We start from the raw sequence: 19618 nt of genomic DNA, 5'->3' as shown, positions 1-19618 counted from the left end.
CTCCGGGTGTCACCACCCCGTGGTCAAACGCGAACACGATCGCCGCGGCTCGATCCCGCCCCATGCCCGCGCCGCGCTGCGGACGCAGCCCGGCCGGCCGCGTGTTCTCCACCGTCAACGTCACCTCGGTCGCGTCTACCGCGAGCTGCACCGTCGCGGACGCGCCGTGCCCGTGTTTGACGACGTTCGCCAGCGACTCCTGCCCGATCCGGTACAGCGCGAGTCCGACCGCGGGCGACACGACGCCGAGGTCGCCGTCGCACTTGTAGCGCACATCCAGCCCCGCCCGCACGAAATCCCCGACCAGATCCTCGATGTCCTCCACGCCCGGCTCCGGGACTATTTTCCCCGGCCGCGCGTCCAGCAGCCCGACGGTGCGCCGCGACGACGAGCACCGCGAGATCGACGCTGATGATGATCGACGGGGGGTAGTCGAACGGCAACTGCTCGACGTTGCGCCGGAACGCGGCCACGGGATCGCGTCCGAATTCGGTACACCGCTGCCTGGTGTGCAGCAGCTGGTGTGCAGCAGTGCGGCCCGTACGCGCCCGGCCGCATACCGATACCCGGATCGGAGACGCCGGTCACACCCATTCTGTAAGGCTAGCCGCCTCGTCCGGCCCGGTGCATCGTTCCGCGAGCGGGCAACTCCTCCTACCGTGATCGGAGAAGTATTCGGGTCCCCGGCACGACGACGTCCGACCATCGCGTCCGTCGCGTGAGCTGTTGAGCTGTAGTCCACGGAAGGAAGGCGATGGCCATGACCTGGGAAGATCAGCACGCTCGCACCGACATCATGCACACTGTGCTCCGCCGAGCGGCGGTCGATCCAGCCGGTCCCGACCTGTTCGCCGGGATACCGGAGCTGGAGCGACTGTTCGGTGGCGAAGAGGGTTTGCTGCGCGCGGTGCTCGACGCACAGTATCGCCGCCGCCACTACCCCTCGAAGGCCATGGCGCGGTAGCGCGCGGCCGGCTGAGCGCCATGGCCTACAGCGGCAAGCCGGTGAACCACGCCTTGAATTTCGGAGTGGTCAAACCGAATCCGGAGCTGGGCATGCTGTCGGTGAGCGTCACCTTGGCATACAGCAGGTAGCTCGATCGGGCCGGGTCGTCGTGGAAATCGATGACGAGGTAGCCGTCTGGGAGCCCGCCGGACGTCCGCTGCCACCGGTAGGTCGAGTACGACTTCCCGTTGTTCTGTTCCGTTCCTGAGGTATTCGACGGCAGATCATGCACCGCTGCCTGCGCGTCCTGCGGCGACTGGAACGCGATGACGACGTAGTCGGGCTCGTTGATCGGCGTGCCCCAGCAGTTCCACGCCGTCGCCCATTTCGGGAAGTCGGGCACGTCGGAGGCGCTGGACACCTTGCCGCCGTTGTCGGCGGTGTCGAGGAAGCACATCTTGCCGCGGTACCCCGGGCCGGAGCCGATGTTGTGTCGGACGTCGACGCCCTGCGGCAGCAACTTCGGGAACGCCGTGGCGAGCGTGCCGGGATCGGCAGATCCCTGCGGTGCCTCGGTGGTGATGTCGAGGGCGGACGACGGATTCGACGACGACCCGAACTCGGCGATGGCGATCCCGCCTGCGACGAGCAGGACCACCACGATCAGCACGATGACCACGATCAGGCCGGTGTTCGAGCGCCGTTCGGGTCGGTAGCCGAGCGGCTGGTGCGGCGGATAGGCCGTCGGCGGCGGGGCGCTCAACGGAAGAGGCTGTGCCGCAGGGTAATTCGGGGTCGGCGCGGCATATCCCTCGGATGCCGGAAACTGTTGCCCGCCCGTTGGATTCGGTGTGTACTGCGGCGGCGCGGTGTAGGCGGGGCCGGACGCCGCGGCGACGTAGGTCGGCGGGCTCGACACCGGCCCGGGATACGCCGGATTCGCCTGCGACGGCTGCGCGATCACGGTCGGTGCGGGCTGCGATGGGTACGGCGACACGGGCAGCGCGGGTGCGGTCAGCGCCTGCCGTGCGGCCGTGGCGAATTCGACGCATGACGCGTACCGCTCGTCGGGACGCTTCGCCATCGCCTTCGAGATCACCGCGTCGAGTGCGGGGGAAAGACCGGCGCGTCTTGCCGCGACCGAGGGCGGCGGCAGCTGGAGATGGCCGCGGATGATCTCGGCCGGTGCGGGAGAATCGAACGGAGCGACGCCGGTCAGCAACCAGTACAGCGCGCACGCCAGCGAATACTGGTCGGAACGGTGATCCAGGTGCGCGCCGGTCATCTGTTCCGGCGAGGCATAGGCGAGCGTCGCGGTGAACATGCCGGTCTGGGTCAGATGCGTGGAATCCTCACGCAGCCGGGCGATCCCGAAATCGGTGAGGAAGATGCGTTCACCCTGCCCGCCCATCGCGCGGGCCAGCATGATGTTCGCGGGCTTCACGTCCCGGTGCAGCACGCCCATCCCGTGCGCGTAATCCAGTGCCGCCGCGACACCGTCGATGATCTGCACAGCCCGCTCCGGCGGCAGGCTCTGCGGGTTCACCGTCGCGGCGTCGACGCCGTCGACGTACTGCATGGAGATCCACAGCTGCTCGTCCTCGGTGCCGCGGTCGTAGACCGCGACGATATTCGGATGATCCAACTGCGCGGCCAGATCCGCCTCTCGCTCGAACCGCGCCCTGACCTCGGTGTCGGCGAACAGCTCCCGGTTGAGCAGCTTGAGTGCCGTCTGCCGGGGCAGCCTGGGGTGGCGGGCCAGGTACACCGATCCCATGCCACCCTGTCCGAGCAGCTTCTCGATGGTGAACCCAGCGAACACCGCACCGCTGTTGAGCAACACGCCCCCTTCAGGTGACCGCGGCGGCCGGACGCGGGCGTCCGGCCTCTCCATACAAATCCTGGAGCCTACCGGGTGATGCCGTGGCCACGGGGTTTCGAATTCTCCGGGAAGATCCGCAAAACTATGTACGAGACATCCTCGTCGCGACACCGTCCCCGTTGTGCGGCAATGATGTCTCCTGTCCGGTCACCGACCGGACGGGCACGTGAGCTATTGCACCGCCGACGAACAGCGAACACGCGTCACTGGTGGTGGGGAGGACTCGGTGGTGAGGTCGACGGGAACCGGATTCGCATGTCGCTCGGTGCTGGGCACGGCCGTCGTGGTGGTCTTGATCACTCTTGCCTCATGCTCCTTGATTCCCGGAGACAAGTCCGCCGCCCAGGCGCCCACCGTGGTCGTCAACACCGCGGGAGCGTGGCGGCCGGGCCTGTCGGTGTCCATGCCCGACTCGCTGGCCGCCGACTTCACCCAGCTGCAACCGCAACTTGCCGGACAGGTCGGCATGGCGATCATGCCCGTCGGCGGCGGCCGGATGACCGTCTTCGGCGATTGGGTCAGCGGCATCGCATGGTCGACCATCAAGGTCCCACTCGCGATCGCAGCACTGCGGCGCGATCCGCAGGGAGGCACCCTCGAAGAGGCCCAGGCTGCCATCACGGTGTCGGACAACTATGCCGCCGAGATGCTGTGGGAGTCCCTCGGAGACGGTCTGGAGGCCGCCAAGGCGGTGCAGGACGTATTGGACGAGGCGGGCGACGCCACCACCGGCGTGGCGGGACCGCGGACCACGCTGGACTACCAGTCCTTCGGCGGCACCGAGTGGTCGCTGGCGAACCAGGTCCGGTTCGCGTCACGGCTACCATGCCTGCCCGAGACGTCCAAGGTGACCGAGCTGATGTCGTCGATCACGCCCGAGCAGGCGTGGGGGCTCGGCGTGCTGGAGGGCACGGCATACAAGGGTGGCTGGGGGCCGGACGATCAGACCGGCATCTACACCGTCCGCCAGTTCGGACTGGTGCCGGTCCGCTCCGGGATGATCGCCGTCGCCCTCGCCGCGCAGGCCGATTCGGGAAGTTTCGACGACGCCACCGCGATCCTGAGCCGGCTGGCGCAGCTGATCGGCCGTCATGTCACCAACCTGCACGGTGGGACCTGCACGCCCCAGTGACTCCAGCTCAGCCCGGAGTGACCAGGCCGGATTCGTAGCCCAGCACCACCGCCTGCGCGCGGTCCCGTAGGTTCAGCTTCGAGAACACCTTGGACACATGGGTTTTCACGGTCTGCTCGGCCACGAAGAGAGTTTCGGCGATCTCGGTGTTCGACATACCCTTGGCGATCAGCTCGAGCACCTCCCGCTCACGTGGGGTCAGCGAGGTGAGCGCGGGTGCCGGCTTCGCGCGGGCAGCGCTACGACGGCGAGTGACGTCGGCGATGAGCCTGCGGGTGACGGTCGGCGCGAGCAAGGCCTGACCGTCGGCGACGACGCGCACCGCGCGCACCAGTTCCTCGGCGGGCGCGTCCTTCAGCAGGAACCCGCTGGCGCCGAGGCTGAGTGCCTCATAGACATAGTCGTCGATGTCGAAGGTGGTGAGCATCAGCACCCGCACCGGAGGATCGAAACCGGCGGACAGGATGGCGCGGGCCGCGTCGAGCCCATTCATCTCCGGCATCCGCACATCCATCAGCACCACGTCCGGGCGCAGCCGCTTGGCCTCGGTCACCGCGACCTTCCCATCCGCCGCGTCGCCCACCACGCTGATGTCCGGCTGAGCCGCGAGCAGCGCTCCGAACCCCTGTCGAACCATCGCCTGGTCGTCGGCGATCAATACGGTAATTGCCACTGTGTAATTTTGGCCGCGTCTTCGGCGCGGCGTGTTCGCGACCCCCTTTTGTCTCGCTGCGCTCGGAACCGGGAGTGGGACCGACGCGGTCGCGTCGCGAGCGAAGCCGCCTTGGCCCGTGCGCTCAGAAACCGCAGTGGGACCAACGCGGTCGCGTCGCGAGCGAAGCCGCCTTGGCCCGTGCGCTCAGAAACCGCAGTGGGACCAACGCGGTCGCGTCGCGAGCGAAGCCGCCTTGGACCCTTCGCTCAGAAACGGCAGTGGGACCGATCGTTGCGGTGGGGAGACAAAAGCGGTGCTGATTCCCGCGGTTCCTCGCACAGCGGCCGAAGGCTCTCCGGATGCCGTCGGGGCCTTGACCCTCACCGGTTCGTCGCGGCGTCGAATACCGCGGTGATCTGGCCGGTGTTACCCGGTGCGGCGAGCGGGAGGCTAACGCGCACTTCGAAGCCGCCGTCGGCACGGGGGCCGGCCGAGACGTCCCCTCCGACGGCCAAGGCCCGTGCCTGCATGCCCGCTATGCCGTGGCCGCCGTTGCCGATCGTGCGGGCGACCGTGACTCCTGGGCCGTTGGTGACGGTGAGCAGCAGTTCCGCACCGCGCGCGATATGCACCTGGACCGGGGCGTCGGGGGCGTGGCGGGAGGCGTTGGACAACGACTCCTGGGCGATCCGGTAGAGGGCGAGGCCGATGAGTTCGGAGACAGTGTCCAGCGGGCCGTCGACCGTCCATGCGATCCGAACTCCAGCGCGCTGGGCGCCCTCGAACAGTCCGATCACGTCGGCGGCCTTCGGTTGCGGCGCGTGTTCGGGCAGTTGCCCGTCGCTACGCAGGACGCCGAGCATGCCGCGGATCTCGTTGAGCGCCTCGCGCGCCGTGGCGCCGATCGACTCGAACTCGGCGCGCGCGGCCGGCGTCACGCCCTCCACCCGGTAGGGCGCGGTCTGCGCCTGCACCACCACGAGCGACATGTGATGGGCCACCACGTCATGTAGGTCTCGGGCGATGCGGGCCTTCTCCTCGAGGATCGCGCGGCGGGCGCGCTCGACTTCGTTCTCCTCCTCCTGGCGAACCAGCTGCCGCCGCGACAACACCAGCCATCGGATGAGTAGTCCGAACAGCACCAGCGCGGCCAAGGCGACCGGCCAGCCCCAGGCGGCGTTCGCGAACGCGTCGCCTTCACCGGGCATGGTGGTCGAGAACAGCAATGCCGTCGCAGCCCAGGCGACCGCGACGATCTGCCCCTGCGCACGCAGCGCCACCGCGAACAGCAGCAGGAGCAAGCTGAGCACGTGCACGACCTCGAATGGCAGCTCGTTGTTCGGCTGATGCGGGATCGCCAGCGCGATCACCAGCGCCGAGCCCGCCGAGATGGCCCAGCCCAGCGCCGGATTGATCCGGACGAGCAGCACCGGGAAAGCGGCCAGTGCCGCGATGAACGGCTGCGCCGCGGTGGGCACCGCGTGGGTCAGGTGCAACGTCGGCCAGGCCACCGCGTAGCAGATCAGAGCGACCAGGACTGTGCACAGGTCGAACCATGTCCGCGCGTCCAGCCGCCCCAGCCAGGCACGACTCTTCTGCTTCATGCCTACGACACTAGAAACTCCAGGTCAGCGCGCCCTCATACCCCCGGGTGATTTCGGCCCCATACCCCGGTGCGAGACGGCGCGGCGGCTCCCCCGGCAGCATGGCGCGCGAAACATGCCCGGGCGTGAGGCGACCGCGCGAACCGGTTGCCTAACGTCGACGCCATGAGCACACCGACCAGCGCAGGACCCACGACCCGGTCCGCATCGGCCGCAGGCGCCCGAACCCCTTCCGCCACAACCTCTTCCGCCGCATACACGCGTCGCTACGCGGCATTGACCGCGACGGCCCTGACCACCATGGCGGCCACCGTGTTCCTCGCGCCCGCGCCGCATGCCGCCGCCGCGTCCGCGCCGGTCGAAAGCGCGCAGGCCGTCACCGCTGTCACCGATCTGACCGCGGGCGGCCCCGGCTCGCTCACCACCATTCCGCCGGACTTCGCCGCCTCGTTCGGTTACCGACCGAGCACGATGGACGGACTTGTGGTCAATCCACGAGGTGACTGTTCCTCGCCGGTAACCTTGCCTCCCGAGTTCGACACCGCGTGCAAAGCCCACGACCTCGGCTACGACCTGCTGCGCTACGCCGATCGGCGCGGCCAGCCGCTCGGACCGTGGGCACGTCAGGCACTCGACGCGACGTTGGACCGGCACATGCACGAGGCCTGTGCCACCCGCATCGAACCGTTCTCGCGCGCACGCTGCGATGCCATGGCGACGATCGCGAACACCGCCGTCGACCTGAACTCGCGCCGGCAGGACTACGGCGCACCGGTGGTCGAATCCCTGCTCGGTGCGGAGAATTCCGAACCGGCGGTGAGCCGAACGTTGCTCGGGGTGCTCGCCGCCGGCGTCGTGGGGCTCGGCGCCGTGCTCGTCGTGCGGAATCGGCGGCGGGATGCCACGGGTACGTTGTCGAATAGCGCGGGAGTGCTGGGGGTTCAGCCATGACCGGCACGCCGACGTCCGGAGCCGCCGATCCGTGGGAAGCGTCGTGACCGCGAAGGGTGTGGGAAGCGTCGTGACCGCGAAGGGCATGGCGCGCACAACCATTCGTCGTCGAGCTACGATCGCACTGCGATATGCCGTGCGGCCGGTCGGGCCGCCACGCATCGGCACGACCCTCGGACTCGGGATCGGGACGTTGGCGTCGTTGACCCCTGGGCTGCTTCCCCGGACGCCGAGCGCTCAGGCCGTAGTGACCGGACTGGTCGCCACCGCGACCTTCGGCATCGCGGGAGTTGTCGGATTCCTGTCGCGCCGCCTGGGTTGCGATATCAATCAGCGTCACTCGTGGGCCCGGCTTCCTCTGACGATCGCCACGTCGGTATTGGTGGTCGGCGCAGCGGCGAACGCAGGGCACTGGCAGAACCGTCTGCGCGCGGCGATGGGGACACCGCAGATCGAAGCGGGCTATTGGGTGCGTTGGGCACTCGGTGTGGCGTTGATCATCGGACTGTTGACCGGTATTATTCGCTCGATCGCCTGGGCGCTCGGCAAACTGGGCTGGGCGCGGGGGGTGTCATCGGCCCTCGTGGCCGCGGTGCTGCTGTCGCTCGTCGGCATTCCCGCGGTGGTCGGCTGGCGCGAGGCCGCGTACGCGAGCGCGAACGCCGAACTGGATCCCACTCTGGTACAGCCGGTTTCCCATGCCGGCTCGGGGAGTGCCGGGTCGGCGGTGAGCTGGTCGTCGCTGGGCGCCGAGGGGCGCAAGTTCGTCAGCGGTGTGCCCGTGCGTGCGGTGCGCGTGTACGTCGGGGTGGCGTCAGCGCCGGACCTGGACAGCCGGGTCGCCCTGGCGATCCGGGAATTGGAGCGCTCTGGTGGATTCGATCGCTCGAATCTGGTCGTCGCGGTGCCGACCGGATCAGGGTGGATCGACGCGAACGCCGTCGCTGGTTTCGATCAGCGCTTCGACGGTGACGTCGCGGTGGTCGGGCTGCAGTATTCCTACCTGCCGAGCTGGGCGACGTTCGTGTTCGGCCGCGACGACGCGGTGACCGCCGCGCGCACCCTGTTCACCGCCGTGGAGAAACACCTGCGCGGGCTGACGAACAAGCCGAAGCTGTACCTGTACGGCCAGAGTCTCGGCGCACTGGGCGGCAATGCGGTCTTCGCCGACGACGCCGAGCAGGACAGCCGAACGTGTGCTGTCCTGTGGGCCGGACCTCCGGCGAACAGTGGGCACCGCGGCAGCGCTACCGTACTGGCCAACAGTTCCGACCCGGTGGTCCACTGGTCACCCGCCCAGCTGTGGCGCGCGCCCGACCTGAGTGGCACTCGGGTGGATGCTCCTGTCCCCCAATGGCTTCCGGTGGTCGCCTTCGTGCAGACCACCGCGGATCTGCTCGCCGCACTGAACGCTCCTCCTGGCCACGGCCACCGCTACGGCACCGATCAGGGCACCGCCATGGGGACGTGCTGACCCGCTCGTCTCACGTCCGCTGGGCGGCTTTCCATAGAACATGTTCTAATTTCCACATGGCTTTTGTCATCGACCTTGCCGTCGACATCAATGCCCCCACAGAGCTCGTATGGCAGGTGATCACCGACTTCCCGCGCTACGGGGAGTGGAATCCCTTCGTCTCGGAGTGCCACAGTTCGCTGGTGCCGGGTGAGCCGATCGACATGCTCGTCCACCTCTCGGACTCCCCGCGCAAGCAGCGCGAATGGATCCGTTCACACACTCCCGGCCACGAGCTCAGCTACTCGATGAAGCCGGTCCCGCCAGGCGCTCTGCACAGCCTGCGCTCACACACCGTCACGCCGCTCGCCGACAACCGCACCCGTTACGAGTCGCACTTCGAGCTCGCGGGCTGGCTGCACCCTGTGGTCGTCGCGCTTCTCGGCAAGAAATTGCGTCACGGCTTCGCGGGCATGACCGACGGAATCCAGAAACAAGCCGAGTCGCTACGGGGCTCCTGATCAGCACGCACGCGAATATGCCAGCGCGGCATCGAGAACCGCGTCGGCGTATGCCTCGGTGAGTCCACCGAGACCGAGTGACCATCGCATCTGAATCGGGCCGAGCAGCAGGTCGATGGCGAGTTCGATGTCCAGATCGGCGCGGAGTTCGCCCGAGCCGACGCCGGCGGAGAGGCGGTCCGCGATAGCCGCGCGCTGCGGAAGCAGTAAGCGTTCGCGATAGGCAGCCGCCAACGCGGGATCCTGCTGGATCTCGATGTACATGGCACGAAGGAAAGATTCGAAGCCAGGGTCGATCAGGGCGGCGGCCGATCCGCGCAGCAGCTCACGCAGGTCGGCGGCGATGTCACCGGTGTTCGGCAGCGCGAGACCCCTCGGGCCGGAATCGGATTCGAGCATCGCGTCGAACACGACCGCACCCTTGGACGGCCACCAGCGGTAGATCGTCTGCTTGCCGACACCAGCGCGACCGGCGATCGCCTCGATGCTCAGTTTCGGGTAGGAGAGCTCGCGGATCAGCTCGGTGGCGGCGGCGAGGATCGCCGCCCGGGCCCGTTCGCTACGCCGCGCCGCGGCAGGAGTGTCGGCCATGCCGCGACTGTAGCAGGTAACAAGACGAAACGTCTCGTCTTGACAAGACCGCATCGGTTCGCCATTCTCGTCAACGAGACGAAGCGTCTCGTTGACGAAAGGACCTTTTGTGACCAGAACCTGGTTCATCACCGGCGCCAACCGCGGACTCGGCCGCGCGTTCACCTCGGCCGCGCTCGCCGAGGGCGACCGCGTCGTCGCGACCGCCAGGGACCCGAAAGCCATGACGGAGCTCGCCCACGACCGATTGACCGTGCTGCCGTTGGATATCCGCGAACGCGAGAGCGTGATCGCCACCGTCGACAAGGCTTTCGCGCTGATGGACACGATCGACGTGATCGTGAACAACGCGGGCTACGGATTGGTCGGTGCCGTCGAGGAACTCACCGAAGCCCAGATCCGGGACCAGATGGACACCAATTTTTATGGTGCCCTCTGGGTTTCCCAGGCAGCGGTACCACACCTTCGCGCACAGGGTTCCGGGCACATCGTGCAGATCTCGACGGTCGGCGCCGTCGGCAGCCTCCCCCTGTTCAGCATGTACAACGCGAGTAAATGGGCACTGGAAGGTTTCAGCGCCTCCCTCGCCGACGAACTACGGCCGTTCGGCATCTCCGTCACCCTCGCCCAGATGGGTGGCTTCGACACCGACTGGGCCAAGTCGAGTATGCGGTTCGCCACCGGCAACCCGGCCTATGAGGAGTTGCGCACCGCGATCCTCGGCATGCCGAACTACCCGACGGCGGGTTCGGCCAACCCGACGCCCTCCCCCACCGACGCGAACCCGACCGAAGCCACATCGCCCGACACCGAGCCGGAATGGACCGAAGCGCCCCCGGAAATCGGAGCCGCAGGCCTGATCGCATTGGTGAACATGTCGAACCCACCACTGCGCAAGATCATCGGCCCAGGCGCACATGACATGGTGGCGATCGCCCTCGACCAGCGCCGCCAGGACTACACAACCGATCCCGAATTCACCTGGCCCGCATAGGAACCGACATGCAACCACCCAGAACCCGTGTCCTGGCCGAGTATCCGACCCACACTCGCTGACCGCAGCCTCCACTTGGTGCGAAGAACCATGGCGGTCGGGCATTGACGTCCGCGGACACACGGCTCGTTTCCGTAGGCCGGCTGAAGATCCTTACCGCCCGGTTCAGTCGCACCCGCAAGAGCCCTGCTGCGCTGCTATCGGCCGAACGGGCGGGATCCGGGCGGCACTTCGCACACGCGAGGGTTGGGGCGTGAAGCGAGTGTGCGAAGTGCCGGTGGGTCAGGCGATGGGTCCGCGGGCGGCCTCGTAAGCGGCACCCACTCGGTAGAGGCGGTCGTCGGCAAGGCCGGGGGCCATGATCTGCAGACCGACCGGCATGCCGTCGTCCTCGCTCAGGCCGGACGGGACCGACATGGCCGGGTGACCGGCCAAGTTGGTGGGGAGGGTGCACAGGTCGGAGAGGTACATGGCGAGCGGGTCGTCGACCTTTTCGCCCAGCTTCCACGGGGTGAACGGGCTTGTCGGCGAGACGAGCACGTCGACCTGTTCGTAGGCGTTGTCGAAGTCGCGTGCGATGAGCGTGCGCACCTTGAGCGCCTGGCCGTAGTAGGCGTCGTAGTAGCCCGCCGAGAGCGCGTAGGTGCCGATCATGATGCGCCGCTTGACTTCCGGGCCGAATCCTGCCGCGCGCGTGGCCGCCATGACCTGCTCGGCGCTGTGCTGCCCATCATCGGCGACGCGCAGGCCATAGCGCATCGCGTCGAACCGCGCGAGGTTCGACGACACCTCCGACGGCATCACGAGGTAGTAGGACGACAGCGCGTATTCGAAGTGCGGACATGACACTTCGATCACCTCGGCGCCGAGTTCCTTCAGCACCGCGACGGCGGCGTCGAAGGAGGCGAGCACGCCCGGCTGGTAGCTGTCGGAGTGCAACTCCTTCACCACACCGATTCGCACGCCGCGCAGATCACCTTGCGCACCCGCGCGCGCGGCGGCCACCACCGGCGGCACCGGCACATCGCGCGAGGTGGAGTCGCGCGGGTCGTATCCGGCGATCACCTCGTGCAGCAACGCGGTGTCCAGCACGGTGCGCCCACACGGACCGCCCTGGTCCAGCGACGACGCACAGGCGACCAAGCCGAAGCGGGACACCGTCCCGTAGGTCGGCTTGGTCCCGACGGTCGCGGTGACGGCGGCGGGCTGGCGAATCGAACCGCCGGTATCGGTGCCGATGGCCAGCGGCGCCTGATGGGAGGCCAGCGCAGCCGCGGAACCGCCGCCTGAGCCGCCCGGGATCCTGGTGGTGTCCCAGGGGTTGCGGGTCGGGCCGTAGGCCGAGTTCTCGGTGGAGGAGCCCATGGCGAACTCGTCCATGTTGGTCTTGCCGAGGATGGGGATGCCCGCGTCGCGCAACCGCGTGGTGACCGTCGCGTCGTACGGCGACACCCAACCCTCGAGAATCTTCGACGCACAGGTGGTCGGCATGTCCGTGGTGGTGAATACGTCCTTGAGCGCCAAAGGAACTCCGGCCAGCGGCGAGGCGGGCCTCGCGCCGGAAGCGAACGCGGAGTCCACCGCGGCCGCGGTCGCCAGCGCTTGCTCCCCCGCGACGTGCAGGAAGGCGTGGTACTCACCGTCGACCTCGGCGATCCGATCCAGGTGCGCCTGGGTGACCTCCACCGAGGACAGCTCGCCACCGTGGATTTTGTCGGCCAGCTCGGCCGCCGACAGCGTGGTCAGGTCCGACCTGCCCGTGGCCCGACCACTGCCCCCGGTCGAATCGCTATGCGACGCTGCGCTCATTCGCCCTCTCCCAGGATCTGCGGAACCATGAACCGCTGCTCGTCGACCGCGGGCGCGCCGGACAGCGCCTGGTCCGGGGTCAGGCAGGGCACGACCTCGTCGGGCCGGGTCACGTTGGTCGCGGGGTCCGGCGACGCGGTGGCCGGGACATCGGCGGCGGCGACCTCGGAGATGGTCCGCACGTGGCTCAGGATCGAATCCAGCTGGCCTGCGAACTGATCCAGTTCGACATCGGACAGCGCGAGCCGGGACAGCCGGGCGAGGTGTGCGACCTCGTCGCGGGAGATGGCGGGCACCGCAGGACCCCTTTCGGCTTCGGTTTCAACAATTCACACCGGTTCCGCTTGCGGAGGACGGCGTCGACGTGCACTAGCCTAGCCACCTGTTACGACGCCTCCACCCCGGCACCCGTGCTTCCTCCGCCGTGCGGCTCGATCGATTCCGAGCGAACTCCTCGCACCCGCCCGCTACCGCGACACGGGCGCCCGGAAACAATCCAACACGCCGTTTTCGCACGAATTTGCGGGGTGGCGTGCGTCACTGGCCATGCTTCGACTCGATAACCCGCCCACAGGGGTGTAAATATTGCCTCACCCGGGTATCCGTTCAGAACCTCGGCCGCCGAAGGAAAGGAACGCGCGTGTCGTATCTGCTCCGCGTGCTACTTCCGGATCGACCGGGAAGTCTCGGTGCGCTCGCCCTCGCACTGGGCTCTGTCGGCGCCGACATCCTCTCGCTGGATGTGGTGGAACGCGAAGCGGGCTACGCCGTCGACGATCTGGTCGTCGAGGTGCCCTCGGGCGCACTGCCCGACACCCTCATCACCGCCGCCGAATCCATCGGCGATGTGCACGTGGACTCCATCCGCCCCTACTCCGGCGTGCTGGACACCCACCGCGAACTCGAACTCATCGACCAGGTGGCCAGCGCCCACGACGACCGGATGCAGGTGCTGGTCGACGGCGTCCCGCGCGTGCTGCGGGTCGGCTGGAGCACGATCATCGACATCGGGCCGCAGGGCGGGTACCGGGTGGTCGGGAGCCCGAGTGCGCCGCACACACAGGCGGCTTCGACGCCCTGGATGCCGCTGGAGAAGCCCACCGTCCTCGACCCCGAAGCTGACTGGGTCCCGGAATTCTGGCGCGATATGGACACCAAACTCGCCGCCGCTCCGCTCGGCAACACCGGCAAGGTGCTCCTGCTCGGCCGCCCGGGCGGCCCCGACTTCCGGCCCTCCGAAGTGGCCCGGCTCGGCTATCTCGCGGGAATCGTCGCGACCGTCCTCGGCTAGCACTCGGCCCCTCGCGTCCCGAGGCGGCGAACGGCCTCGTCGCCACTTCGAGCAGCCGCGCTCGGGAGGCTCGCCCAGCAGAACCCCGCCCAGCAGAACTCAGACGGGTAGCCGGAGGACGTTCAGGAGTTCACCGACGCTGGTGCGCCAGTCCCGGGCGGGGACGGGACGGAAGCCGAAGCGGTCGTAGATCCGGCGGGCATCGACCATGGCGGACGCGGTAGTGAGGACGACGGCGGCGAAGCCCTCCGCGCGGGCCAGGTCGATCACGGTGCGCACCAACGCTGTTCCTGCGCCGAGGCCGCGCGCCGACTTCGCGACGGCGAGCATGCGGAACTCCAACTCACCTTGCTGCGCGATCTCCGCGTAGGGGGTACCGGGACGTGCGACGGTGAGCGAGCCGACGATTCGTTCGGCGTGGACGGCGACGAGGACCTCCGCGCCCGCCGCGCGGCGGGCGGTGTCGGCCAACTCGCCCGCGTACCAACTGCCCGCCTGCACATAGCCCGCACCGACATAGACCTCCACGGTCAACTCACCGACCGCGTCGTACTCGTCCGGCCGCGCCGTCCGCACGACTACACCGGTGTCCATCACATCCATACCCCGCATGATGCCACCGGCCATCACACGGGCTACATCACATCGCCATCCGGACGATCTGCTCACCGGAACGCTTACTCACGGCGGCACGGCTATTCGACCGAGACGATTGCGCCCGAGCGGACTCGTCAGCCCGGTTGGGAGATCTGCCAGCGGTCGGGTTTGCCCGGCGGATAGACCACGGTATAGAAATCGCCGATCTCCGGCCAGGAGTTCGTATCGCAGGCGAAGCGGCCGTAAACGACAGTGCCGGGAACCGAAGGACCGGTGAGGTTGCCGGTGATCGTCACGTACTGCTCACCTAGTGCGTCGGGGCGTGGGCTCACGCCGGTGACGTGCAGCGTTCCGTTCTCCGGGTCCGCGAGCCGGAAGCCACGGCGGCCACGGATGGCGAAAACGATCAGCGAAACCAGCACGGCGGTCAAGATCACCAGCGAGGCGAACTCCAGCATGTCCACCATGCTAGGAGCGCGTTACACCGCCGTGAGCTCGCTGGTCCCCTTGCCGGTGCGGCGGATCTGCCAGACCGCGGTGCGGGTGCGCTGTGACCGCCCGTTGCCCCGGTCGATCAGAGCGCGGCTATCGGTGGTGAAGATCAGTTGGGCGCCACGGGAATTGGTTTCCGGGTTCTGGAAAAGCTGGATCAGCCGATCGGTCTCCTCCGCGGGCAGGCGCGCGCCGATGTCGTCCACGGCAAGCACGCGGCCGGCGTCCAGCGCGTCGAGCATGGTCGGCAGTACTCGCAGTAGCGACAGCGTCGCGGAGGATTCGTCGCGAATGTCGAACGGGTTGGCGATGCCGTCGTGCACCAGGCCGAGGCCGACACCGCGCCGGGCGACCATCCGCGCGTACAGGGCGTCGCGGGCGGCTTTCAGGTTGGTCAGCTCCCGCTCCAGCAGGACGGCGGTCAGGCCGTTGTCCTGCAGGAGTTGGTCGGCGTAACCGGGCGAGGCGGCGCACAGGTCGATCTGTTTGCCGATTCCCGCGATGTCGGCGTCCAGATCGCGCAGGTAGTCGGCGTACATCGGATCGTTCTCGGCGATCAGCAGGTCGGTGATGCCCAGTTCGGCGGTGCGCAGCAGCATCAGCAGGCGGGCCGCGCTCTCCGGGGAGCGCGAGACGTGGCTGCCCAGCCGATGTGCGATGGCGTCCGGGTCGGCGGGCCCGCGCTGTACTTCGAGCATCGACTGGAACCAGCGGTACGCGGGCACGAGCGCGTCGGAGTACATCTGCCCGGCGAGGCCGAGCAGCAAGGCGTTCGGACGAACCAGCGGCACCAGCGCGGCGATCCCGTACCGCGCGGCCTCGAACATCGGGCCGATCTTGATCTGCTCCCCGATGCGCTCGAACACGATTCGCTTGCGCGAGCGCGGATGCGTGTGCAGCCATTCGGCCGCAACGTCGGCGTTGTCCAGCCGGAACCCGTAGGTGTACGGCACCCCCTCGGCGACGAACGCCGCCACGAATTCCGAAGGCTGATCGGGGAATCCGAGATGAGGCGCTCGCACCGGTCCGGCGTACGGATCCCACCCGGTAACCGAGTGCAACACCGCATCGCGCATCTGCGAGAGCGCATCGATCAGGTTCGTCTTGCCCGCCGCGGCGCCGCCGTGGATCGCGGTCACCGGCACGGCCACCGGCCCGCTCCCCTTGGTCAGCCGCAACTCCTGCCCCTCGGCCAGCGATCTGTGATTGGTCACACGAAAACTGCGCAGCATGCCCGCCATACTTCCGTCTCCACCACAGCCCGGCGACACCAGCCCGTAGTACCGGGAACACTCCGTGCGATCGGACGTCCACGCGGCGCGCACTTCGACCACTCGCACCGACTCGCCAACGCGCGAACCGTTCCTCGACGCCAGCACCCGATCATGACCGCTACCTGGCAGAACAGGTAAGCGAACAATGGTTCGGTGCTCGGCGGCACGGTACCCTGAGCGCATGACCGAGGCTTCGATCGCCTACCGCTGGACGCGCAGCGAGTTCCTGCGCGCGTGGGAGGCGGGCGCGTTCGACCATCGTGTCGAACTCGTCGAGGGGGAGGTATGGCCGGTGGTCATCGGGTCCTGGCACGGCCGAGCGGTATTCCGCATCGCGCGGAAGCTTCCGACCGAAGGTGTCGAAGTGACCAGCGAGACACTACCCACCGCCCAGTCTCTGCCCGATCCCGATTGCTGGGTCCTGCGCGCCGATGCCGACCAGGTCGAAACGATCGGCTCCAAGCTCGCAGTGTGGCACCCGTCCGACGTACTCCTGGTCGTCGAAATCTCCGACGAGACAGTTACGCAAGACCTCGGCGTGAAGGCGAAATTGTATGGGCGGGCCGGATACTCGGCGTACTGGGTGGTCACCCGAACTGTGATCTACGAGCACACCGAGCCGACACCTGCCGGGTACCGAACGCGCAAGGAATACCGGCCCGGCGACTACATCCCGGTGCACTACGCCGATACCACGCTCGCTGTGGATGATCTGCTGTTTCCCGAGTAGCCCGCCCGATCACCAGGACAAGTGTGGTGGGAGCGAGTTAGCATGCCTGGACGCCGTTCGCGGCCGGATTTGCTGTAGCCGCTCGATGGGATAGGTAACGATGAAACTGCCGGTTCGTCGTCTTGTAGTCCGAAGCTCCATTGTCTCCGCACTCGCACTCGGGTCGTTGGCAGTGGCGCCCGAGGCGGTCGCCGACGCGCCGTGTCCGGAGGGCACCGCGCGGGTGTTTCTCGCCAACAGCACGAACACGTGCCAGGGCGGAGGGACGGTCGGCTACGACCCGTCGGCGCCGGTATCGAAGGTGTGCTCGACGCCGACCGCGGATGTGACCGCCGAGGCGACGTTCAAGAACTCCCGCGGCAAACTGGTGACCCAGAAACTCGACTTGAGCGACGGTCGCTGCGGACGGTTCGATATCCCAGGACAGTTGAGCGCGACGGTGACGGTCAGCTGAGGCTTTGTCGACCGGCGCCGAACAGCGCGCGGCGGGACCACGGCGCCGCTCACACTCGGCGGGGTGCGCTCACTCCTCGGCGTCGGCGTCTTCGGCGGCGGTAGCCGGTGACACCGCGCCGGGTCCGCCTGCCAACAGCAGCCGGAAGCCCTCCTCGTCGAGGATCGGCACCCCGAGTTCCTCCGCCTTTGCGGCCTTGGACCCCGGCGAATCACCGATCACCACGAACGCGGTCTTCTTCGACACCGAACTCGCGGCCTTGCCACCGCGCACCAAGATCGCTTCTTTGGCACCGTCGCGGGTGAATCCCTGCAGCGAGCCGGTCACCACGATGGACAGGCCCTCCAGGTTGCGCTCGATGGACTCGTCACGCTCGTCCTCCATCCGCACACCGGCGGCCCGCCACTTCGCCACCACCGCGCGGTGCCAGTCGACGGTGAACCATTCCGCCACGGCGGCCGCAATGGTCGGGCCTACACCGTCGGCGGCGGCCAGCTCCTCGACCGACGCCTCTTGGATGCGGTCCAGACTGGCGAACTCCGCGGCGAGCGCACGCGCCGCGGTGGGGCCGACGTGCCGGATGGACAGCCCGACCAGCACCCGCCACAGCGGCCGATCCTTGGCGGCTTCCAGGTTGTCCAGCAGCCGTTTGCCATTGGCGGAGAGGCTGCCGTTCTTGTTGGCATACAGCGAGGTGGTCAGCAGCGCCGCCGCGTCGAGAAAAAACAGGTCGCCCTCGTCGGCGATCGCGCCGGACTTCAGCAGATCGATCGCGCCCTCGTAACCGAGCGACTCGATGTCGAAGGCGCCGCGCCCGGCCACGTGGAACACGCGCTCGCGCAACTGCGCCGGACAGAACTGCTGGTTCGGGCAGCGGATGTCGGCATCACCCTCCTTCTCCGGCCGCAGTTCGGTGCCGCACTCGGGGCAGTGCGTCGGCATGACGAACTCGCGCGCGTCGTCCGGGCGCGCGTCCACCACCGGGCCGAGCACCTCGGGAATCACGTCGCCCGCCTTGCGGATGGTGACCGTATCGCCGATCAGCACACCCTTGCGCTTCACTTCGGCGGCGTTGTGCAGGGTCGCCATCGCGACCGTGGATCCCGCGATGGACACCGGCTCCATCACCGCGAACGGGGTGACCCGGCCGGTGCGGCCGACATTCACCTCGATTTTCAGCAGCTTGGTTGTCGCCTCCTCGGGCGGGTACTTGTAGGCGATCGCCCAGCGCGGCGCGCGCGAGGTGGAACCGAGGCGGCGCTGCAGCGCCGTCTCATCGACCTTGATCACCTGGCCGTCGATCTCGTGCTCGATGTCGTGCCGGTGCTCGCCCCAGTGGGCGACCCGCTCGATCACCGCGTCGATGCCCTGCACCCGCCTGGTGTGCTCGGACACCGGCAGACCCCATGCGGCGAGTGCGCGGTACGCCTCGTATTGCGAGGTGGGAGTGTATCCCTCGATGCGGCCGAAGCCGTGACAGATCATTCGTAGCCTGCGTCGCGCGGTGACCGACGGGTCCTTCTGCCGCAGCGAACCGGCCGCGGTGTTGCGCGGATTGGCGTATGGCGGCTTGCCCTCGGCCACTATTGCCGCGTTGAGGGTCTCGAAGTCCTCCAGTCTGAAGTACACCTCGCCGCGGACCTCGAGCAGGTACGGGATCGGGAACTCGTCGCTGGGCGCCAGCTCGCCGGGAATGTCGTCGATGGTGCGGGCATTGAGCGTGACGTCCTCGCCGGTGCGCCCGTCGCCGCGGGTGGCGCCGCGGACCAGGCGCCCGTTCTGGTAGACGAGATTCAGCGCTACACCGTCGATCTTCACCTCACACAGATAATGCAGGTCCGGCCCGGTCTCCGCCTCCACCCTGCTCGCCCAGGCGCGCAGCTCATCGACGTCGAAAACGTTGTCCAGTGAGAGCATCCGCTCGAGGTGGTCGACCGCGGTGAAATCGGTAGCGAATCCGCCGCCGACGAGCTGGGTCGGCGAATCCGGAGTGAGCAGGTCGGGATGCTGCTCCTCCATGGCCTGCAACCGCCGCAACAACGCGTCGAACTCACCGTCGGAGATGATCGGCGCATCCCGCACGTAGTAGCGGAACTGGTGCTCGCGCACCTCGTCCGCGAGCTGCTGCCACTCCACCCGCTGCTCTGCCGTCGCCGGGGCCGCCGCGCTGTCGCTGTCCACGCCTCGCACATTAGCGGAGGCCCCCGACAGCACACCGTCGCGTTCGCGCACGTCGCCGCAC

19 protein-coding genes and 1 pseudogene are annotated in these 19618 nt (G+C 68.0%); 9 read left to right on the top strand and 11 right to left on the bottom strand.

Going from position 1 to position 19618, the window contains the following annotated elements:
• Positions 1-172 precede the first annotated feature (172 nt).
• Positions 173-382 (bottom strand): annotated as a pseudogene (locus AB0H00_RS10415) (histidine kinase); the annotation flags it as partial.
• 378 nt (positions 383-760) lie between these two features.
• On the opposite strand from AB0H00_RS10415, the gene AB0H00_RS10410 reads away from it, so the two are divergent.
• Positions 761-964 carry a hypothetical protein gene (locus AB0H00_RS10410; RefSeq protein ID WP_357264000.1) on the top strand — a complete coding sequence of 68 codons (204 nt, stop codon included), beginning with the start codon at positions 761-763 and terminating at the stop codon, positions 962-964.
• 25 nt (positions 965-989) lie between these two features.
• On the opposite strand, the gene AB0H00_RS10405 is transcribed toward AB0H00_RS10410, so the two are convergent.
• Positions 990-2840: a protein kinase gene (locus AB0H00_RS10405; protein ID WP_357263997.1), complete on the bottom strand. Its 1851-nt coding sequence runs from the start codon at positions 2838-2840 to the stop codon at positions 990-992.
• A 214-nt stretch (positions 2841-3054) separates the two neighbouring features.
• Between AB0H00_RS10405 and AB0H00_RS10400 the strand changes: the two genes are divergently transcribed.
• Positions 3055-3960: a hypothetical protein gene (locus AB0H00_RS10400; RefSeq protein WP_357263995.1), complete on the top strand. Its 906-nt coding sequence runs from the start codon at positions 3055-3057 to the stop codon at positions 3958-3960.
• A gap of 7 nt (positions 3961-3967) precedes the next feature.
• On the opposite strand, the gene AB0H00_RS10395 is transcribed toward AB0H00_RS10400, so the two are convergent.
• Together AB0H00_RS10395 and AB0H00_RS10390 are read right to left on the bottom strand one after the other, a co-directional pair.
• Positions 3968-4633, bottom strand: coding sequence for a response regulator transcription factor (locus AB0H00_RS10395; RefSeq protein WP_357263992.1), 666 nt, complete (start codon positions 4631-4633; stop codon positions 3968-3970).
• Between the two features lie 362 nt (positions 4634-4995).
• Positions 4996-6219 (bottom strand): histidine kinase, encoded by a 1224-nt coding sequence (locus tag AB0H00_RS10390; protein ID WP_357263989.1) that lies wholly within the window; start codon positions 6217-6219, stop codon positions 4996-4998.
• Positions 6220-6384: 165 nt separating this feature from the next.
• Here AB0H00_RS10390 and AB0H00_RS10385 point away from each other — a divergent pair, with 165 nt between their 5' ends.
• The 3 genes from AB0H00_RS10385 to AB0H00_RS10375 are packed head-to-tail and all read left to right on the top strand — an operon-like array spanning position 6385 to position 9144.
• Positions 6385-7170, top strand: a complete 786-nt coding sequence (locus tag AB0H00_RS10385) for a hypothetical protein (protein ID WP_357263986.1) — start codon at positions 6385-6387, stop codon at positions 7168-7170.
• A gap of 43 nt (positions 7171-7213) precedes the next feature.
• Positions 7214-8644, top strand: a complete 1431-nt coding sequence (locus AB0H00_RS10380; RefSeq protein WP_357263983.1) for an alpha/beta-hydrolase family protein — start codon at positions 7214-7216, stop codon at positions 8642-8644.
• Positions 8645-8700: 56 nt separating this feature from the next.
• On the top strand, positions 8701-9144 hold the full coding sequence (locus tag AB0H00_RS10375) for an SRPBCC domain-containing protein (protein ID WP_357263980.1): 444 nt from the start codon (positions 8701-8703) through the stop codon (positions 9142-9144).
• On the opposite strand, the gene AB0H00_RS10370 is transcribed toward AB0H00_RS10375, so the two are convergent.
• Positions 9145-9735, bottom strand: coding sequence for a TetR/AcrR family transcriptional regulator (locus tag AB0H00_RS10370; protein ID WP_357263977.1), 591 nt, complete (start codon positions 9733-9735; stop codon positions 9145-9147).
• Positions 9736-9844: 109 nt separating this feature from the next.
• On the opposite strand from AB0H00_RS10370, the gene AB0H00_RS10365 reads away from it, so the two are divergent.
• Positions 9845-10729: an SDR family NAD(P)-dependent oxidoreductase gene (locus AB0H00_RS10365; RefSeq protein WP_357263974.1), complete on the top strand. Its 885-nt coding sequence runs from the start codon at positions 9845-9847 to the stop codon at positions 10727-10729.
• A 282-nt stretch (positions 10730-11011) separates the two neighbouring features.
• On the opposite strand, the gene gatA is transcribed toward AB0H00_RS10365, so the two are convergent.
• Together gatA and gatC are read right to left on the bottom strand one after the other, a co-directional pair.
• Positions 11012-12538: an Asp-tRNA(Asn)/Glu-tRNA(Gln) amidotransferase subunit GatA gene (gene gatA / locus AB0H00_RS10360; RefSeq protein ID WP_357263971.1), complete on the bottom strand. Its 1527-nt coding sequence runs from the start codon at positions 12536-12538 to the stop codon at positions 11012-11014.
• A complete protein-coding gene (gatC, locus tag AB0H00_RS10355; RefSeq protein ID WP_357263968.1) occupies positions 12535-12834 on the bottom strand; it encodes an Asp-tRNA(Asn)/Glu-tRNA(Gln) amidotransferase subunit GatC in 300 nt (99 codons plus the stop codon). The genes gatA and gatC overlap by 4 nt, the downstream gene beginning before the upstream one ends.
• Before the next feature lie 344 nt (positions 12835-13178).
• Between gatC and AB0H00_RS10350 the strand changes: the two genes are divergently transcribed.
• Positions 13179-13829, top strand: coding sequence for an amino acid-binding protein (locus AB0H00_RS10350; protein ID WP_357263965.1), 651 nt, complete (start codon positions 13179-13181; stop codon positions 13827-13829).
• A 99-nt stretch (positions 13830-13928) separates the two neighbouring features.
• Here AB0H00_RS10350 and AB0H00_RS10345 read toward each other — a convergent pair whose 3' ends face one another.
• From AB0H00_RS10345 to AB0H00_RS10335, 3 genes are all read right to left on the bottom strand, one after another.
• Positions 13929-14423, bottom strand: a complete 495-nt coding sequence (locus AB0H00_RS10345; RefSeq protein WP_357264377.1) for a GNAT family N-acetyltransferase — start codon at positions 14421-14423, stop codon at positions 13929-13931.
• A gap of 137 nt (positions 14424-14560) precedes the next feature.
• Positions 14561-14884 (bottom strand): hypothetical protein, encoded by a 324-nt coding sequence (locus AB0H00_RS10340; RefSeq protein WP_357263962.1) that lies wholly within the window; start codon positions 14882-14884, stop codon positions 14561-14563.
• Between the two features lie 21 nt (positions 14885-14905).
• Positions 14906-16132, bottom strand: a complete 1227-nt coding sequence (locus AB0H00_RS10335) for an ATP-binding protein (protein ID WP_357263959.1) — start codon at positions 16130-16132, stop codon at positions 14906-14908.
• Between the two features lie 241 nt (positions 16133-16373).
• On the opposite strand from AB0H00_RS10335, the gene AB0H00_RS10330 reads away from it, so the two are divergent.
• Positions 16374-16922: a Uma2 family endonuclease gene (locus tag AB0H00_RS10330; RefSeq protein ID WP_357263956.1), complete on the top strand. Its 549-nt coding sequence runs from the start codon at positions 16374-16376 to the stop codon at positions 16920-16922.
• A gap of 100 nt (positions 16923-17022) precedes the next feature.
• Positions 17023-17376, top strand: a complete 354-nt coding sequence (locus AB0H00_RS10325) for a hypothetical protein (protein WP_357263953.1) — start codon at positions 17023-17025, stop codon at positions 17374-17376.
• 69 nt (positions 17377-17445) lie between these two features.
• Here AB0H00_RS10325 and ligA read toward each other — a convergent pair whose 3' ends face one another.
• Entirely contained in the window at positions 17446-19557 is a 2112-nt protein-coding gene (gene ligA / locus AB0H00_RS10320; protein ID WP_357263951.1) for an NAD-dependent DNA ligase LigA, read from the bottom strand.
• Positions 19558-19618 lie beyond the last annotated feature (61 nt).

It is taken from the genome of Nocardia sp. NPDC023852 (assembly GCF_040639505.1).
Lineage (GTDB): Bacteria > Actinomycetota > Actinomycetes > Mycobacteriales > Mycobacteriaceae > Nocardia.
The sequence above is the reverse complement of the archived record's forward strand: the minus strand, read 5'-3'. Positions and strand labels throughout refer to the sequence as shown.

Coding starts and splice junctions, on each gene's coding strand:
- AB0H00_RS10410 (WP_357264000.1), top strand. CDS start 761: ATGACCTGGGAAGATCAGCACGCTCGCACCGACATCATGCACACTGTG.
- AB0H00_RS10405 (WP_357263997.1), bottom strand. CDS start 2,840: ATGGAGAGGCCGGACGCCCGCGTCCGGCCGCCGCGGTCACCTGAAGGG.
- AB0H00_RS10390 (WP_357263989.1), bottom strand. CDS start 6,219: ATGAAGCAGAAGAGTCGTGCCTGGCTGGGGCGGCTGGACGCGCGGACA.
- AB0H00_RS10385 (WP_357263986.1), top strand. CDS start 6,385: ATGAGCACACCGACCAGCGCAGGACCCACGACCCGGTCCGCATCGGCC.
- AB0H00_RS10375 (WP_357263980.1), top strand. CDS start 8,701: ATGGCTTTTGTCATCGACCTTGCCGTCGACATCAATGCCCCCACAGAG.
- AB0H00_RS10370 (WP_357263977.1), bottom strand. CDS start 9,735: ATGGCCGACACTCCTGCCGCGGCGCGGCGTAGCGAACGGGCCCGGGCG.
- gatA (WP_357263971.1), bottom strand. CDS start 12,538: ATGAGCGCAGCGTCGCATAGCGATTCGACCGGGGGCAGTGGTCGGGCC.
- AB0H00_RS10345 (WP_357264377.1), bottom strand. CDS start 14,423: ATGGACACCGGTGTAGTCGTGCGGACGGCGCGGCCGGACGAGTACGAC.
- AB0H00_RS10340 (WP_357263962.1), bottom strand. CDS start 14,884: ATGCTGGAGTTCGCCTCGCTGGTGATCTTGACCGCCGTGCTGGTTTCG.
- AB0H00_RS10330 (WP_357263956.1), top strand. CDS start 16,374: ATGACCGAGGCTTCGATCGCCTACCGCTGGACGCGCAGCGAGTTCCTG.
- AB0H00_RS10325 (WP_357263953.1), top strand. CDS start 17,023: ATGAAACTGCCGGTTCGTCGTCTTGTAGTCCGAAGCTCCATTGTCTCC.